At 55.8% G+C, this 15,931-nt stretch carries 14 protein-coding genes and 3 tRNA genes; 14 read left to right on the plus strand and 3 right to left on the minus strand.

Translation table 11 applies throughout. The annotated features are described in order from the left end of the window. Window positions 1-116 precede the first annotated feature (116 nt). Window positions 117-830, minus strand: coding sequence for a PolC-type DNA polymerase III (locus EAO82_RS12690; RefSeq protein WP_096347666.1), 714 nt, complete (start codon window positions 828-830; stop codon window positions 117-119). Continuing rightward, entirely contained in the window at window positions 827-2,761 is a 1,935-nt protein-coding gene (locus EAO82_RS12695; protein ID WP_096347665.1) for a putative nucleotidyltransferase substrate binding domain-containing protein, read from the minus strand. Before EAO82_RS12695 ends, EAO82_RS12690 begins: the two co-directional genes overlap by 4 nt. 126 nt (window positions 2,762-2,887) lie before the next feature. On the opposite strand from EAO82_RS12695, the gene EAO82_RS12700 reads away from it, so the two are divergent. From EAO82_RS12700 to EAO82_RS12760, 13 genes are all read left to right on the plus strand, one after another. Beyond that, window positions 2,888-4,795 carry a propionyl-CoA synthetase gene (locus EAO82_RS12700; protein WP_096347664.1) on the plus strand — a complete coding sequence of 636 codons (1,908 nt, stop codon included), beginning with the start codon at window positions 2,888-2,890 and terminating at the stop codon, window positions 4,793-4,795. 140 nt (window positions 4,796-4,935) lie between these two features. Next, window positions 4,936-5,580: a UvrY/SirA/GacA family response regulator transcription factor gene (gene uvrY / locus EAO82_RS12705; RefSeq protein ID WP_096347729.1), complete on the plus strand. Its 645-nt coding sequence runs from the start codon at window positions 4,936-4,938 to the stop codon at window positions 5,578-5,580. 14 nt (window positions 5,581-5,594) lie between these two features. Further along, window positions 5,595-7,412: an excinuclease ABC subunit UvrC gene (gene uvrC / locus EAO82_RS12710; RefSeq protein ID WP_231703204.1), complete on the plus strand. Its 1,818-nt coding sequence runs from the start codon at window positions 5,595-5,597 to the stop codon at window positions 7,410-7,412. A 33-nt stretch (window positions 7,413-7,445) separates the two neighbouring features. Next, window positions 7,446-8,015 (plus strand): CDP-diacylglycerol--glycerol-3-phosphate 3-phosphatidyltransferase, encoded by a 570-nt coding sequence (gene pgsA / locus EAO82_RS12715; protein ID WP_096347662.1) that lies wholly within the window; start codon window positions 7,446-7,448, stop codon window positions 8,013-8,015. A gap of 62 nt (window positions 8,016-8,077) precedes the next feature. After that, window positions 8,078-8,153, plus strand: a tRNA-Gly gene (locus EAO82_RS12720). A 440-nt stretch (window positions 8,154-8,593) separates the two neighbouring features. Then, on the plus strand, window positions 8,594-8,851 hold the full coding sequence (locus EAO82_RS12725) for a DUF4212 domain-containing protein (RefSeq protein WP_096347661.1): 258 nt from the start codon (window positions 8,594-8,596) through the stop codon (window positions 8,849-8,851). 5 nt (window positions 8,852-8,856) lie between these two features. Beyond that, entirely contained in the window at window positions 8,857-10,620 is a 1,764-nt protein-coding gene (locus tag EAO82_RS12730; RefSeq protein WP_096347660.1) for a sodium:solute symporter family protein, read from the plus strand. A gap of 225 nt (window positions 10,621-10,845) precedes the next feature. After that, window positions 10,846-11,232, plus strand: a complete 387-nt coding sequence (locus tag EAO82_RS12735) for a hypothetical protein (protein ID WP_231703205.1) — start codon at window positions 10,846-10,848, stop codon at window positions 11,230-11,232. Between the two features lie 191 nt (window positions 11,233-11,423). After that, window positions 11,424-11,497 (plus strand) — tRNA-Cys (locus EAO82_RS12740). Window positions 11,498-11,536: 39 nt separating this feature from the next. Continuing rightward, window positions 11,537-11,623, plus strand: a tRNA-Leu gene (locus EAO82_RS12745). 161 nt (window positions 11,624-11,784) lie between these two features. Then, complete coding sequence (locus tag EAO82_RS12750) at window positions 11,785-12,663, plus strand: YihY/virulence factor BrkB family protein (RefSeq protein ID WP_096347658.1); 879 nt, start codon at window positions 11,785-11,787, stop codon at window positions 12,661-12,663. A gap of 123 nt (window positions 12,664-12,786) precedes the next feature. Next, window positions 12,787-14,151, plus strand: a complete 1,365-nt coding sequence (gorA, locus tag EAO82_RS12755) for a glutathione-disulfide reductase (RefSeq protein WP_096347657.1) — start codon at window positions 12,787-12,789, stop codon at window positions 14,149-14,151. A 28-nt stretch (window positions 14,152-14,179) separates the two neighbouring features. Next, on the plus strand, window positions 14,180-14,818 hold the full coding sequence (locus EAO82_RS12760) for a trimeric intracellular cation channel family protein (protein ID WP_096347656.1): 639 nt from the start codon (window positions 14,180-14,182) through the stop codon (window positions 14,816-14,818). Here the strand turns inward: EAO82_RS12760 and EAO82_RS12765 are convergent. Beyond that, window positions 14,812-15,309: a copper chaperone PCu(A)C gene (locus EAO82_RS12765; RefSeq protein WP_096347655.1), complete on the minus strand. Its 498-nt coding sequence runs from the start codon at window positions 15,307-15,309 to the stop codon at window positions 14,812-14,814. The two genes, EAO82_RS12760 and EAO82_RS12765, sit on opposite strands and share 7 nt — an antisense overlap. Before the next feature lie 254 nt (window positions 15,310-15,563). On the opposite strand from EAO82_RS12765, the gene EAO82_RS12770 reads away from it, so the two are divergent. Next, entirely contained in the window at window positions 15,564-15,923 is a 360-nt protein-coding gene (locus tag EAO82_RS12770) for a PilZ domain-containing protein (RefSeq protein WP_143520364.1), read from the plus strand. The last annotated feature ends 8 nt before the right edge of the window (window positions 15,924-15,931 follow it).

Consider the following 15,931-nt stretch of genomic DNA (forward strand, 5'->3'; position numbering starts at 1 on the left):
GTTGTCAGGGTCGCGGAGGCTACCGACGATTCCGACTGAAATCAATTCCTGGGGTTCAATAAAAATGGCTTAAAGAAAATTAGCGCCGACGCATCAGGCGGAATCAAGGAGAAAACTCATACTCCGCCAAGACGTGCGCGTTTGAGCTTCCGCCAGTGCCCGAGCCGAGTATTCAATTCGTCCAATTGGTTAATGCCTTGAGCGCGAGCCTTGCTCAAAAGGATCAACATGATCTCGGCGGTAGCCATCGCATCGGCGGCGGCATTGTGACGCTCGGTATTATTGAGTTCGAAGTAGGTCTGCCAATCATCCAGTCCGCCACGGCCGACAATCGCATCTGGACAGAGCATCGGTGCGATCTCGGCTACATCGAGGAATTTGTGCTGCAGGCGGTAACCTAGATCGTGGCGCAGGCTCTTGCTCAGCATGCGCTGATCAAAGCCAGCGTGGAAGGCGAGGAAAACACACTCGCCAGCAAACTCCATAAAATCCAGCAACGCGTCTTGTGGCGCCATGCCCAGAGCCACCTCGCTGGGCGGTATACCGTGTATGAGAATGGCTTCGGTCACTTTGTGGTTGGCCCGGTAAAGGGTGCTCTCGTACTGGGTGCCCATATCGATCGCGCCGCGCTCGATCACCACCGCGCCTATAGACAGGACCTTGTCACGCTGGGTATTCAGGCCGCTGGTTTCAACATCCACCACAACCAGCTTGGTCTCGTGCAGTGGTGTCTGGTCCAGCGGTTGCGGCGCAGGCAGGTGATCACGTCGGTCGCGCTGGAGCTCACTGATACTCGCCGTGCGACGATGTAGCCAACTCAGCGGGCTCATAATTGGTACCTCAGAGCCAGGCTCGCTTGCAGCCTTTTTGCCTGGCGGAATGATTCGCGGAGAATGCGACGATCCAGATGGTTGAGGATGTCCGGATCAATCCGGTTGCTGAACGGCAGACCTTGCCTGTCTTGTAGTTGATGCTGTTGCATGCGGATCAATTGGATGAAGTGATAGGCCTCTTCGTATGCGGCAGCATCCTTGGCGTCGATGACCTCAATGGTGCTCAGCTGACGAAAGCGCTCCAGCGTATTGCACTCGGCAATGCCATGGGCCAGGGCAAGCAAGCGCGCACCGTCGACAAAGGGCATCAAGCCCTGCTTTTTCAAGTCCAGCGTATCCTTCTCAGCGCCGCTGCGCGCCACCACAAAGTCGCGGAAGCGCCCAATGGGTGGCCGCTGTTCTAGCGCGTTGTGAGCGAGCATATGCTGGAACAGCGCGTTGTTGCTGACTTTGTCCAGCACCCCGGCGAACAGTTTTCGAGCGCCGTCCGCCTCGCCCCAGACGACGCGGTAGTCGAAGAAAATCGAGGAGGCCATCAGGTTTTTTGGCGTCGCTGAGCTAATAAACTGGTCGAACCGCCTGTCCCATTCATGCCTCGACAGACACAGCTCGGGGTTGCTGGCCATGATGTTGCCCTTGCACAAGGTAAAACCACACTCGGCCAGCCCGAGGGTGATTTTCTGCGCCAAAGGCAGCAGCAGGCCGCGCATTCGCGCCGCTTCTGCAGCGTCGTCAGCCTCGAATAGAATGCCGTTGTCCTGGTCGGTGTGCAGCGTTTGCTCGCGGCGCCCCTCACTGCCAAAACATAGCCAGGTGAACGGAAAGCCTGGATCGCCGTGTTCTTCAATGCACAGTTCTATGACCCGGCAGACGGTGTGGTCGTTGAGCAGGGTAATGATGTGCGTGATCTGGGTTGAGGATGCGCCGTGGGCCATCATGCTTTCGACCAATTGGCGAATATCGGTGCGCAACGCCGCCAGGGTGCTGACCCGGGCGGCCTGACGAATGGTCCTGGCCAGATGGACCAGATCAACGCGCTGCAAGGAAAACAGATCTCGCTCGGATACCACGCCGACCAACCTATCCTGGTCAACCACGCAGATGTGCGCTATATGCCGACCAGTCATGGCAATCGCTGCATCGAAGGCGGAGGCGCTGGAAGTCAGGTGGAAGGGGGGAGAGGACATCACCCGATGGATAGGCTCATCCATGTCGACCTCGCCCAGCGCCACGACTTTGCGCAGATCGCGCAGGGTAAAGATGCCTTGCGGTTTGTTATCTGAATCAACGATGACAATACTGCCGACATTGGCCTCGTGCATGTGCCTGACGGCAACGCGTACAGGTAATTCCGCGGCGCAGCTGACCGGGCTGCGCACGGCCAGATCGCCAAGGCGGGTATCCAGCGAATACTGGGAGCCGAGATTCTCCGCCGCCTGCATCTGGGCTTGCTGATTGACCTGATCCAGCAGACTACTCACACCACGCAGGGCAAAGTCGCGAAAGGGTGCAGACATGGCAAACAGCCTGGCAAAGTCAGCGCGGGGTAATGCTAGACAAAACGTATCCTTGCCGGCCAGATGTTCGGTCCGCGTGGCTCGCTCGCCAATCAATGCCGCGAGTGGAAAGCACTCACCCTGGCTAATCTCGAAGGTGGTTTCCGGTGTCTCCTGGCCAGCGAGCATCCGTTCGCCCCTGACCAACCCCTGTTTGACGATATAAAAATGTTTTACCGGACCTTCCTGCGGGCGGATGATGGATTCGCCACTGGCAAAGAAACACAACTGGCAATGCTCCACCATAAACGCCAGGTGATGCGTATCCATCAGGTTGAAGGGCGGGTAATTAAGCAAAAAGGTCATGGTGCCATGCACATTCTGCATAACCGCGGTTTTGCCGGTGGCGGCGAAGGGGTCTTCCTTACTCATGAGCATGACCTTTTTGTATGTGTGGCGAGTATGGCAGACCGCCGCCCAGCACCCATCCTACGTAAGTCTAGTTCCCTTATAAACGATGTGGTTTAGTCTGGCGGCATAATAAGAGGATTACCGTTCATGCCATCCACCCATTTGCACCCGCCAACCTATGCCCAAGCCTATATCCAGGCGCGACGCGAGCCCGAAACATTCTGGGCTGAGCAAGCCGCAGACCTCGCCTGGCACACGCCGCCGACTGCCATTTTGCAGCAGGACGCCGAAGGTAATTATCAATGGTTTGCTGACGGACGGTTGAATACTGCCTGGCTGGCAGTTGACGCCCATGTGGAGGCAGGCAGGGGCGAGCAAACCGCACTGATTTACGACTCACCGGTGACCCATGGCAAAGCGCGTATCAGCTACCGCGAGCTGGCCGGCCGGGTGGCTCAGTGCGCGGGTATGCTGCGTGCCTTGGGTGTGAACAAAGGCGACCGGGTAATCATCTATATGCCGATGATTCCTGAAGCCGTAGTCGCGATGCTCGCCTGCGCTCGGCTGGGCGCGGTGCACTGCGTGGTGTTTGGCGGTTTTGCAGCTCATGAGTTGGCGGTGCGCATCGATGATGCCCAGGCGGACGTTATTCTGACCGCATCCTGTGGGGTCGAAGTTGACCGCATTATTCCCTACAAACCGCTGGTCGATGCTGCTATCAACGAAGCAGCCCATCCCGTCCGGCATTGTGTGGTCTATCAACGACCCCAGTGCCGTGCAGAACTCTACAGTGATCGCGATCTGGAATGGCAGCAAGCCCTGGCCAATGCCGAGCCAGCTGACGCGGTACCGGTGCTGGCCGGCGACCCGCTTTACATACTTTACACCTCTGGCACCACCGGCAAGCCCAAGGGCGTGGTGCGCGATCATGGCGGCCACGCCATAGCCATGCGCTACAGCATGCAAGTGGTGTATGACATGCAACCCGGCGATGTGTTCTGGGCTGCCTCGGACGTTGGTTGGGTGGTAGGGCACTCCTATATTGTCTATGGGCCGCTACTGGCAGGCTGCACAACGGTGCTCTACGAAGGCAAGCCTGTTCGCACCCCGGACGCAGGTGCGTTCTGGCGCGTGTGCGCCGAATACGGCGTCAAGGCGCTGTTCGCCGCGCCAACGGCGTTCCGCGCGATTCGAAAGGAAGACCCGCAAGCGGCGCTCGCCCATGCTGCCGATTTGTCCAAGCTGGAGCGGCTGTATCTGGCTGGGGAGCGCCTGGACCCGCCTACATGGGCATGGCTTGAGGAACACTTCCAGAGGCCGATTATCGATCACTGGTGGCAGACCGAGACCGGCTGGGCCATCGCTGCCAACCCGGCGGGGTATGGACTCCAAGCTGCAAAAATGGGCTCGGCGACCTATCCCATGCCAGGCTTTGAGGTGGCGATACTCGACGATGAAGGGTTGCCGGTAGCCGCGGGTGCTCAAGGCAACATTGCCCTGAAGATGCCGCTGCCCCCGGGCTGTCTTACCGGCATCTGGGGCAATCCGGCACGCTTTCGCGAAGGTTATCTCAATACGTTTCCCGGCTATTACCAATCTGGCGACGCCGGCTACCTGGACACTGACGGCTACTTGTTTGTAATGGGCCGCACTGACGACATCATCAATGTCGCCGGCCATCGATTATCGACCGGAGAAATGGAAGAAGTGCTCGGCGCTCACAGCGCGGTGGCTGAATGTGCGGTGATCGGCATACCTGATGAACTCAAGGGCGAGCTGCCGCTGGGCCTGGTGGTGCTGAAAAATGAGGTGGCGATAGACCCCGAAACGCTGAGCGCGGAACTGGTGGCAATGGTTCGGCGGGATATAGGCGCGTTGGCCTGCTTCAAAGGTGCGCTGATCGTCAAGCGCTTGCCCAAGACCCGCTCCGGAAAAATACTGCGGCGGATCATGCGGCAGATGGCGGCTGGCGAATCTTTCAGCGTGCCATCCACCATTGATGATCCTGCCTGCCTGGATGAGCTGGCAGCGCAGCTTGGCAGCGCTGATCGCTAGATCAGCCGTTCCCCTGGAGGCGGCGATTTGCTATGGTACCGCCTAGTGAATCAGGGCTGAGCTTGTGCCGGCCAAACTGCCTGAGTCGGACGTTGGGCAGTTCTTGAAATGCCGCTCGTTCAATGCACAAGGGGTCGGATTTGATCAAGGTACTGGTAGTAGATGACCATGATCTGGTGCGCATGGGCATCAGCCGAATGCTCAGTGATGTGCAAGGCATCAGCGTAGTAGGCGAAGCAGACTCCGGAGAATCAGCCGTAACGCAAGCACGCACACTAAAGCCCGATGTGGTCCTGATGGATGTGCGCATGCCCGGCATCGGTGGTCTCGAAGCGACGCGTAAACTCCTCCTGCACGACAAACATCTGCGCATCATTGCGGTGACGGTGTGTGATGAGGAGCCGTTTCCAACACGCTTGATGCAAGCCGGTGCGGCTGGCTATGTGACCAAGGGCGCGGCGCTGGATGAAATGGTGACAGCCATTCGCCAGGTGGCGGCGGGGCAACGGTATATCAGCCCGGATATTGCCCAGCAGCTTGCGCTCAAGGCCTTCGCGCCGGCCAGTGACTCGCCTTTCGACAATCTCTCCGAACGCGAAATGCAGATCGCCTATATGATTGTCAGTTGTGAAAAAGTGCAGAATATTGCCGACAAGCTGTGTCTGAGCCCGAAGACCGTCAATACTTACCGCTACCGCTTGTTCGAGAAGCTGAACATCACCAGTGACGTTGAACTGACGCTGTTGGCCGTGCGCCACGGTATGGTCGACGCCATTCCTCGCTAAGCATGACGCCTCCGATGTTCGACCCCAATGCCTTCCTGTCCACGGCCAGCAACAAGCCTGGCGTGTATCGCATGTTCGATGCTCAGGGTGAGCTGCTGTACGTCGGCAAGGCCAAACACCTGAAGAAGCGCCTGGCCAGTTACTTTCGCAAGACCGGACTAAGCCCCAAGACCGCAGCGTTGGTAGCGCGCATACAGCAGATTGACACCACCATCACCTCGAACGAAACCGAGGCGCTGCTGCTGGAACAGAGCCTGATCAAAGCGTCCAGGCCGCCTTACAATATTCTGTTGCGTGACGACAAATCCTACCCCTATGTGTATCTATCCAGCCTGGACAGCTTTCCGCGGCTGGGCCTGCATCGCGGCACAAAGAAGCTCAAGGGGCGCTATTTCGGCCCTTACCCCAGTGCCGGAGCCATCCGCGAAAGCCTCAGCCTGCTGCAAAAGGCATTCAAGGTGCGCCAATGTGAGGACAGTTTCTACCGCAACCGCACCCGGCCCTGCCTGCAGCATCAAATCAATCGCTGCAAGGCGCCCTGTGTGGGCTTGGTTGATGAACAGGAATATGCCGAGGACGTACGTCACTCAGTCATGTTTCTCGAAGGCCGCAGCAACGCTCTGGCGGATGAACTGGTCAAGGCTATGGAACAGGCCTCGGAGCAGCTGGATTTCGAGCGTGCTGCCGAACTGCGCGATCAGATGGCGCTGCTGCGCCGGGTGCAGGACCAGCAGAGCATGGATACCGAACAGGGCAATGTGGATATCGTTGCTGCCGCGGTTTCCCCCGGAGGTGCTTGTGTGCATGTGGTGATGGTGCGCCAGGGCAGGGTGCTGGGCAGCAAGAATCATTTCCCGCGTGTACCTATAGAGCAGTCCCCGGGGGAGGTCCTGGCGGCCTTCCTGCCCCAGTACTATCTGGGCGGCGCCGAACGTGAGCTGCCGGGTGAAATTATCGTCAATGCCGAGCATGAAGACATGCCGGTGATTGCCGAAGCATTAGCCCAGGCGCGCGGACATAACCTGACTATCAGCCACCGCGTCAGGGGCACGCGTAGCCGCTGGCAAAGCCTGGCGGTGAATAACGCCGATCTGGCCCTGGCTGGGATGCTGGCCAATCGGCAAAACGTCCAGATCCGTTTCGAAGCGCTGCAAGAGGCGTTAAAGCTGGACGAGCAACCAACGCGTCTGGAGTGTTACGACATCAGTCATTCCAGCGGCGAGGCGACCGGCGCCTCCTGCGTGGTGTTTGGCCCGGAAGGGCCACTGAAGAGCGATTACCGCCGATTCAATATTGAAGGGGTTACTGCAGGTGACGATTACGCCGCCATGCGCCAGGCTCTGACCCGGCGTTTCAGCCGGATCAAGGACGGCGAGGGCAAGATGCCGGACATTCTGTTGGTCGATGGCGGTAAGGGTCAGATGTCAATGGCGCTTGAGGTGCTGCAGGATCTGGCGATACATGGCTTGACGCTGTTAGGCGTCGCCAAAGGTGTCACTCGCAAGGCGGGCATGGAAACGCTGTACCTGAACGATCCGCACAATGAGCTGGTGTTACCGGCGCATTCGCCAGCGCTGCATCTGATTCAACATATTCGTGATGAAGCACACCGTTTTGCCATCACAGGTCACCGCGCCCGGCGGGGCAAAGCGCGCAATACGTCTCCCCTGGAAGGGATCGAAGGCGTGGGACCCAAACGCCGGCGTGAACTATTAAAGCACTTCGGCGGACTGCAGGAGCTGAAGCGCGCGAGTGCCGCCGAGATGGGCAAAGTGCCGGGAATCAGTAAAAAACTTGCGGAACAGATTTATGCTGCGCTGCATAGCGACTAGAATGCGCCATTAGACAAAGGCCGCTAATCACTCATGAACATACCGAATATTCTGACGTTGCTGCGGGTCGGACTGATCCCGATCTTCATCCTGTTCTATTATTTGCCCTTTCACTGGAGCTATCTGGCTGCGGCGATCGTCTTTACTGTGGCAAGTATCACCGATTGGCTGGATGGCTATCTGGCACGAAAATGGGAGCAGAGCACGCCCTTTGGTGCCTTTCTCGATCCCGTGGCGGATAAATTGATGGTGGCTGTGGCATTGGTGTTGCTGGTTCAGAGCCACGCCAATTTCTGGGTCACGGCTCCGGCGATGGTGATCATCGGCCGCGAGATCGTTATCTCGTCACTGCGTGAATGGATGGCCGAATTAGGCAAGCGTGCACATGTGGCGGTATCCCAACTGGGCAAATACAAGACCGCCGCGCAGATGGTCGCACTCATCGTACTACTGGCCAATCCGCCGCTAATAAACAATTGGGTGGTACTTGGCTATGTGCTGCTGATGATCTCGGCGGTGCTGACGCTGTGGTCAATGTTCGTCTATCTGCGCGCTGCCTGGCCGTATATGAGCATGCATGCTGTGCAAAAAAGCGACAAATAACTTTTTCTGAATCAATGACTTGACAGGCCCGCGCAGGAGGATAGAATGGGCGCCGTTCCAAAGCGGGAATAGCTCAGTTGGTAGAGCACGACCTTGCCAAGGTCGGGGTCGCGAGTTCGAGTCTCGTTTCCCGCTCCAGATTTAGATCAAAGCCACCTTCGGGTGGCTTTTTTCGTTGTGACTAGCGAAGCACGACCTTGCCGAGGTCGGGGTGGGGCGCATAGTCCGGGGCGCGTAGCCTCGCGAGTTCGAGTCTCGTTTCCCGCTCCAGATTCAGATCAAAGCCACCTCCGGGTGGCTTTTTTCGTTGTTGAATTTAAAAAAGCCGAACGATCATCTCTTTCGGCTTTTTATTGCCTGCAGAAAACCACCCGCATCTTCCCCGGCACCCAGTTGCTCAGCTTCGACTCAAACCTTTCAAATCCGCTTGAGACCCGCTCTGGTGCGCGCCATAAGGCCTAAGACTAATGTCGGGGATTTATTGTCAGGCCGAATTTTGCAAAATCGATGTCACGGAATCCTTCCGAGCTAGTGGAATTTCCCAACGCGGTAATAACAATAAAGTGGAGAGTAAAACGATGGATGACAAAGAGAAAGGAGCTGCATATTGGTCGGCGAACCTACGCCTGATCTTTTGCAGCCTGATTATATGGGCTTTAGTTTCCTTCGGTTTCGGCATCATATTGCGGCCTATGCTATCTGGCATTTCAGTAGGCGGCGCTGATCTCGGTTTCTGGTTCGCCCAGCAGGGCTCAATCCTGGTGTTTGTTGTCCTGATCTTCTTCTATGCCTGGAGAATGAATCGTCTGGACAAAGAACACGGTCTGGAGGAGTAACGGATATGAGCCAATTTGTTATTAATCTATTGTTCGTGGGCGGGTCCTTCGCGGTCTATATCTTTATCGCGATCTGGGCCCGTGCCGGCTCCACCAAGGAGTTCTATGTCGCAGGCGGGGGTGTCCATCCCATCACCAACGGCATGGCAACAGCAGCTGACTGGATGTCCGCTGCCTCCTTCATCTCGATGGCGGGTCTTATTTCGGTCGGGTATGTCAACTCCTCCTTCCTGATGGGCTGGACCGGCGGTTTTGTATTGCTGGCGATGTTGCTGGCGCCTTACCTGCGCAAATTTGGCAAATACACGGTGCCGGATTTCGTTGGTGATCGTTTCAACAGCAACGCTGCGCGTGCCGTGGCGATTATCTGTCTGTTGGTGATCTCCACTACCTACGTTATCGGCCAGATGACAGGGGCGGGCGTCGCATTTGCACGTTTCCTTGAAGTGGACGCTACCACCGGTTTGATCATCGCGTCAGCAGTCGTATTTGTGTATGCGGTATTGGGCGGCATGAAAGGCATTACCTACACTCAGGTAGCGCAGTATGTCGTGCTGATCATTGCCTATACCATTCCGGCGATCTTCATCTCCTTGCAAATCACCGGTCATGTTCTGCCGCAAACCGGTCTGTTCGGCACGCACCTTGAGTCCGGCTTGCCCATGTTGCAGAAACTGGATGAAGTGGTTCGTGAGCTGGGCTTCCAGGATTACACTGCTGCTGTCCCCAACAAGCTGAACATGTTCCTGTTCACTGTGTCGCTGATGATCGGTACTGCCGGTCTGCCACACGTCATCATTCGCTTCTTCACTGTACCCAAGGTTGCAGATGCTCGCTGGACTGCTGGTTGGGCACTGGTCTTCATTGCCCTGCTGTACACCACAGCGCCTGCGGTAGCTTCCATGGGCCGACTGAACCTGATCGATACCATTTATCCGGACGGTCCAGCTGCTGAGTCGCTCGAGTATGCAGAACGGCCACAATGGATCCAAACCTGGGAAGAAACCGGACTTGTCACCTTTGAGGACAAGAATAATGACGGCAGGATCCAGATGTACAACGAAGTACCCGCATTTGCCGAAACAGCTGAAGCGCGTGGCTGGGCTGGCAATGAACTGGTCGTAAACAACGACATTCTGGTATTGGCGAACCCTGAGATTGCCAACTTGCCAGGCTGGGTTGTCGGCTTGATTGCGGCAGGTGGTATTGCAGCTGCGCTATCTACAGCGGCGGGTCTGTTGCTGGCGATCTCCTCGGCAATCAGTCACGACCTTATCAAGAAGATGATCAAACCCGACATCACCGACAAGGGAGAAATGCTTGCAGCACGTATTTCCATGGCGGTGGCCATCGTGATTGCGACCTGGCTGGGGATTAACCCTCCTGGATTCGCGGCGCAGGTGGTTGCACTGGCATTTGGTATTGCCGCAGCAACGATCTTCCCAGTACTGATGATGGGTATCTTCTCCAAGCGTATCAACAGCAAAGGCGCGGTATTGGGCATGCTGGCTGGTCTGTTTGCTACCTGTATCTACATCTTTACCTATCTGGGCTGGTTCTTCATCCCAGGCACTGCAAGCCTGGCGAACATCCCGGAAAACTGGTTGTTTGGCATCTCGCCATTGTCGTTCGGCGCGGTTGGTGCACTGATCAACTTCGCAGTCGCCTTCGGGGTTGCCTATGCAACTGAAGAGCCTTCGCAGGAAATTCAGGATCTGGTGGAAAGCGTTCGCTATCCAAAAGGCGCTGGCACTGCCGTAGATCACTGAGTAGTATCCAGGCCAGACCTGCGCAGCTGAGCTGTGCAGCTGGCTGAACCTAAGCGGGCTTCCTTATGGAAGCCCGCCTTATTTCCGGGAAAAGAATTCATGATCTGGCATTTGCTAGCATTGGCTGTAGCAGGTTTGGGCGCGGCGGGAATCGCTGCGACGCTACGTAGTTTGTCGGGAAAGAGGCTACCTAAATGGATCATTCCGATCTTTGCAGGGGCAGGCATGTTGAGTTACCAGATCTACTACGAGTACAACTGGTTCGAGCATAAGCAAACCCAGCTGCCCGAAGCTTCACAGGTGGTCGAGATCGAGCAGGAAGGTGTGTTCTGGCGCCCCTGGACTTTCATGTTCCCGATGACCGTAGGTTTCACCGTGCTGGACACGGGCAACATTTCTCAGGTCGAGCGGGAAGGGCAGAGCATCAGCCAATTCATACTGTATAAGTTCGATAAAGAGTACGTAGACCTGGTCTCCCATCAGACCCATCTGCTCAACTGCTCTACGCAGGAACTGGTCCCGATGGCCGAAGATGGTTCACTGCGTGTCCCTGCACTGCGTCGGGTCGAGCGCGATGCCCCTTTGTATCAGGCGGTCTGCGCGGCCAACTGATCGGGGAACGCGAGCGAGCCAAGTATTCAGAGTGCGCTTGCCAAGCCCTCCAAATTGATACATAATGCAGCCCATCGAGTGCACTGGCTTTGAAAAATATCAGTCTTATCAATAAGATAAGACTAAAATCAAGACCTTTGTATCGATCAAGGTTGCGTTTGATTCACCCACAACGTGACTGTTAATTATGAGGCCGGGTGGCAGAGTGGTTATGCAGCGGATTGCAAATCCGTGAACGCCGGTTCGATTCCGACCTCGGCCTCCATTAATTCGCACTATGTCGTTAGTAATACCGTACTCGTTAGCCCGGATGGCGAAACTGGTAGACGCAAGGGACTTAAAATCCCTCGGGGGTAACCCCGTGCCGGTTCGATTCCGGCTCCGGGCACCATCGGGTATTACGTCCTCTGCAACACCATCCACCTATCAAGCCGTTTCAGCCTACTTTCCTGTTGTCATCTTTTGCAATGATAGATGAGGCCTGTCTGAAGTCAGACGTGAACTCCCAGGTTACAGTGTCGTCCGACTAGGTAGGTTAGCCAAAGGTGGACTATGTCATATCTGGATCTGCGCGGCGTCAGCAAGTGGACGCTGATAAAACGGAGCTTTCGCGAATTCGACAATAACGACATGTCGACTTACGCTGCTGCGTTGGCTTTTCGCGCGCTGCTATCGCTATTTCCCTTCCTGTTGTTTCTAACCGCCACGCTGAGTTTCTTCAATCTCCCTGAATTCTTCAATTGGTTGCGTCAGCAGGCAGCGGTCGCGTTTCCGGGCATGGTGATGGAAATGGTTGATCCGGTTATTGATCAACTTCAAAAAGACAACAACAGTATCTTGTCTATCAGTATCGTCATGGCCCTGTGGGTATCATCGACGGGTATGCGATCCCTGATGAATGCCATGAACAATGCCTACGGCGTGCAGGAAAGCCGTCCAGCGTGGAAGCTTTTTCCGCTGTCCATAGGTTTTACCTTGGGTATGGCTCTATTGCTTATGGTGGCTGCTGGCTTCATGGTGATAGGCCCTACGGCAGCCGAGTGGCTGGCAAACCAGGTGGGCATGAAGGATCTGTGGGTACTGTTCTGGAGCTGGCTACGCTGGCCAATAGTGGTGTTTATTCTGATGTTCGTCGTGGCCATGATCTACTACCTCACACCAGATGTAGAACAGGAATTCCGGTTCATTACCCCGGGATCGGTGATTGCCGTCATGGTCTGGATTGCCGCCTCGATCGGTTTCGGTATCTTTGCTCGCAACTTCGGAAACTTTCAGCTGTTCTACGGCGGTATTGGTGCTGTGATCATTCTCCTGCTGTACTTCTATATTTCCGCCTCGGTCATGCTCTACGGCGCCCAGTTGAATGCAGTAGTCGAACATGCATCAGCGGAGGGCAAGGAGCAGGGCGAGAAGATCATTGATGAGGATTGATGACGATCTGCCAAACGCATTGGCGTAGAGTATGCTGAGTTATCGAGTACCCGATCGAACGAATGGGTATTTGTTCAGGTTGGTGGTACATAGTCACTGTTAACAGATAGTTAAGGCATAAAAATGAGTCACTACGATTTTGATCTTTTCGTCATTGGCGCCGGCTCCGGCGGGGTAAGAGCGAGCCGGATGGCTGCAGGCTTCGGGGCCAGGGTAGGTGTGGCGGAGGATCTTTATCTGGGCGGCACATGCGTTAATGTAGGCTGTGTACCGAAAAAACTCTTTGCCTATTCAGCGCATTATTCCGAGGACTTCGAGGACGCCAAAGGCTACGGCTGGGAACTGCCTGACGCCCACTTCGACTGGCCTGCGCTGCTGGAAAACAAGAACCAGGAGATCGCGCGTCTCAACGGCATCTATCGCAATATGCTCAAAGCCTCGGGCGTTACTATCATGGATGCCCGTGCGCGTTTTATCGATTCGCATACCCTGCAGGTGGGGGATAAACAAATCACCGCCGAACATATTTTGATTGCGACCGGCGGCTGGCCGCATATTCCCGAGTTTCCTGGTAGCGAGCACGTTATCAGTTCCAACGAGGTGTTCCACCTGGAAACCTTGCCCAAACGCACGTTGGTAGTGGGCGGCGGTTATATTGCGATTGAGTTCGCCAGTATTTTCCACGGCATGCAGCGCGAAGTCAGCTTGCTCTATCGCGGCGAGCTTTTTCTGCGTGGCTTTGACATCAGCCTTCGTGAGCATATGGCGGCGACCATCAAACAGAAGGGCATAGACCTGCGCTTCAATGCCGATGTCAGGAACATTGAACGCCAGGCAGATGGCAGTTTGCTGGTTGCACTGAAAGACGGCACCACGCTGGAGACCGACCTGGTGCTCTACGCCACTGGCCGCAAGCCCAATCTCAAGGGTCTGGGCCTGGAAAACACTGCTGTGACCCTGGATGACAAAGGCTTTATTGCCGTCAACAGCGATTACGAAACCCAGGACCCGAGTATTTATGCCATTGGTGACGTCACCGATACCCTGCAGTTAACGCCTGTCGCACTGGCGGAAGGTATGGCGTTGGCTCGGCGGCTGTTCCAACCGGCCGACTATATCCCTGTGGACTATCGCGACATACCTACAGCAGTGTTCTGTATCCCGAATATAGCCACGCTGGGGCTCACCGAAGAACAAGCCCGCGAAGCCGGCCACGCGCTGAATATTTACGAAAGTCGTTTCCGCCCCATGCGCAATACGCTAGCGGGCCGGGGCGAAGAAAGCCTGATGAAGATGATTGTCGACAAGGCCAGCGACCGGGTATTGGGCGTGCACATGATTGGTCCTGATGCAGGCGAAATCGTCCAGGGCATGGCCGTTGCACTCAAGGCCGGAGCTACCAAGGCCATGTTCGACGCCACGCTGGGGATTCATCCCACCGCAGCAGAAGAGTTTGTTACCATGCGCACCCCAACGCGGTCAGACTGAGACCGCGCAAGCCCGGAGATCGGACCGCATGACCTGGTTCTATGCCTTTGACCTGTTTGGCGTGGCAGTATTCGCCATTTCTGGCGCGCTGGTAGCCGGGCGTAAGTCGATGGATCTTTTCGGGGTGCTGGTCATTGCCATTATCACCTCGCTGGGCGGTGGGACCTTGCGCGATGCCATTCTGGATAACCATCCCGTCAGCTGGATCAGAAATGACGTCTACATCTTGGTGGCGGTGTTGGCGGCTATTGGCACCATTCTCTGGGTGCGGTTCACTCGGCCTATCCACGAAACAGGGCTGCTGATTGCTGATGCCTTCGGGCTAGCCGTGTTTACCGTCATCGGCACCCAGGTAGCACTGCAGCACGACGTGCCGGTTAGCGCGGCCGTTATCATGGGGGTAATGACCGGCGTCGCGGGTGGTGTGATGCGCGATGTTATCTGTAATGAGATTCCGCTGATTTTCCACAAGGAAATTTACGCTACCGCCTGCATAGCCGGTTCAGTGGTGTATATCGCTCTGCATCAACTCAACACCACGGCTAACCTGGATGTCACCATCGCTGTGTTAACCGTTCTGGTGATCCGCCTGGCAGCTATCCGCTGGCACCTAAGCCTTCCTCGGTTCCACTTGCTGGATCGTGATCCGCCTGATCGCGGTCAGTGATGTTGGGGCTTTCCAGATTCAGCTTGAGCGTCTTCCGGAGCGTCCTGCTGAACAGAAATGTCGACTTCCAGTTCTCCTGCCTGTTCAAAGTGCAGGGTCAAAGGGAACTGTTCCCCTGCCACCAGGGGCTGCTTCAGGTCAAACAGCATGATGTGGTAACTGCCGGGTTTGAAACTGACACTGCTTCCGGCGGGTAACGCCATAGTCTCGATCTGCTGCATTTTCATCAGGCCGTCCTGGTGAATATGTTCATGCAGCTCGGCATGGCCGGCTACCGGTGTAGTGACCTCGAGCAATCGGTCAGCTTGCTCACCGCGATTTACGATAGTGAGATAAGCTGCTCCCGTTTTTGCCACAGGGGGCAGGGCACGCGACCATGGATGGGTAATATGCAGGTCGGCAATATCGTATTCATGCGCCATTACCTGACCAGCAAGCAAGCTGCTACCTAGCGTGGCGGCCAGGATGATGACCAGCTTTTTCAATCTCATGCAGGAACTCCTGAAGGCAAAGACTCAAGATTAACCTGCGCCCGGATCACAAGCCATCCCCGGCCAAGCATCTGAACGCAGATATCTTTTGCAGAATGATGTAATACTAAAATAGTATTGCGAAGCTGAAATTTTCAACTGATTCCCATGTTCAAAACTGTGTTCCAGTTATCGAATAACAGGCAATATATGGCTGTTAGCCAGCATGTATTTCAAGCAGACTGTCAGGGCTGACATCTCGCAAGGTAGGAAGGATGAATACTTCGGTTAATGAGCCAACTATGTACGAAAAGCGGCGCCTGGAACGACATACATTGAGTGCGAGTCTTGAGGTTTATGATCTGGACAAAGGCTGCCATCTGGGCCGGGTCGTCGACCTGCATACCGAAGGATTGATGCTGCTGAGCGACCAACCTATCGTTTTATTCAAGCGTTATGCGTTGCAGATCAGTCTGCCGATGACGCTGAACGGCATGAGCGATTTTTATCTAGATGCCGAAAGCCTCTGGCATCGCGAAAGCATCGCCGGTGGCCAGCACTGGACCGGAATGCATTTCGTCGAGTTACCGGAAGACGCCAGGAAATGCATAGAGAAAATGGTCGCCAGCCGCTGAACCCAGCT

It is taken from the genome of Halopseudomonas pelagia (assembly GCF_009497895.1).
Taxonomy (GTDB): domain Bacteria; phylum Pseudomonadota; class Gammaproteobacteria; order Pseudomonadales; family Pseudomonadaceae; genus Halopseudomonas; species Halopseudomonas pelagia_A.

Excerpts from the sequence above, each read along its gene's own strand:
- EAO82_RS12690 (WP_096347666.1), bottom strand. The coding sequence starts at position 830 with ATGAGCCCGCTGAGTTGGCTACATCGTCGCACGGCGAGTATCAGTGAG.
- gorA (WP_096347657.1), top strand. The coding sequence starts at position 12,787 with ATGAGTCACTACGATTTTGATCTTTTCGTCATTGGCGCCGGCTCCGGC.
- EAO82_RS12765 (WP_096347655.1), bottom strand. The coding sequence starts at position 15,309 with ATGAGATTGAAAAAGCTGGTCATCATCCTGGCCGCCACGCTAGGTAGC.
- EAO82_RS12735 (WP_231703205.1), top strand. The coding sequence starts at position 10,846 with ATGTTGAGTTACCAGATCTACTACGAGTACAACTGGTTCGAGCATAAG.
- EAO82_RS12770 (WP_143520364.1), top strand. The coding sequence starts at position 15,564 with ATGAATACTTCGGTTAATGAGCCAACTATGTACGAAAAGCGGCGCCTG.
- EAO82_RS12725 (WP_096347661.1), top strand. The coding sequence starts at position 8,594 with ATGGATGACAAAGAGAAAGGAGCTGCATATTGGTCGGCGAACCTACGC.
- uvrC (WP_231703204.1), top strand. The coding sequence starts at position 5,595 with ATGTTCGACCCCAATGCCTTCCTGTCCACGGCCAGCAACAAGCCTGGC.
- EAO82_RS12695 (WP_096347665.1), bottom strand. The coding sequence starts at position 2,761 with ATGAGTAAGGAAGACCCCTTCGCCGCCACCGGCAAAACCGCGGTTATG.
- EAO82_RS12730 (WP_096347660.1), top strand. The coding sequence starts at position 8,857 with ATGAGCCAATTTGTTATTAATCTATTGTTCGTGGGCGGGTCCTTCGCG.
- EAO82_RS12700 (WP_096347664.1), top strand. The coding sequence starts at position 2,888 with ATGCCATCCACCCATTTGCACCCGCCAACCTATGCCCAAGCCTATATC.
- EAO82_RS12760 (WP_096347656.1), top strand. The coding sequence starts at position 14,180 with ATGACCTGGTTCTATGCCTTTGACCTGTTTGGCGTGGCAGTATTCGCC.
- pgsA (WP_096347662.1), top strand. The coding sequence starts at position 7,446 with ATGAACATACCGAATATTCTGACGTTGCTGCGGGTCGGACTGATCCCG.
- EAO82_RS12750 (WP_096347658.1), top strand. The coding sequence starts at position 11,785 with ATGTCATATCTGGATCTGCGCGGCGTCAGCAAGTGGACGCTGATAAAA.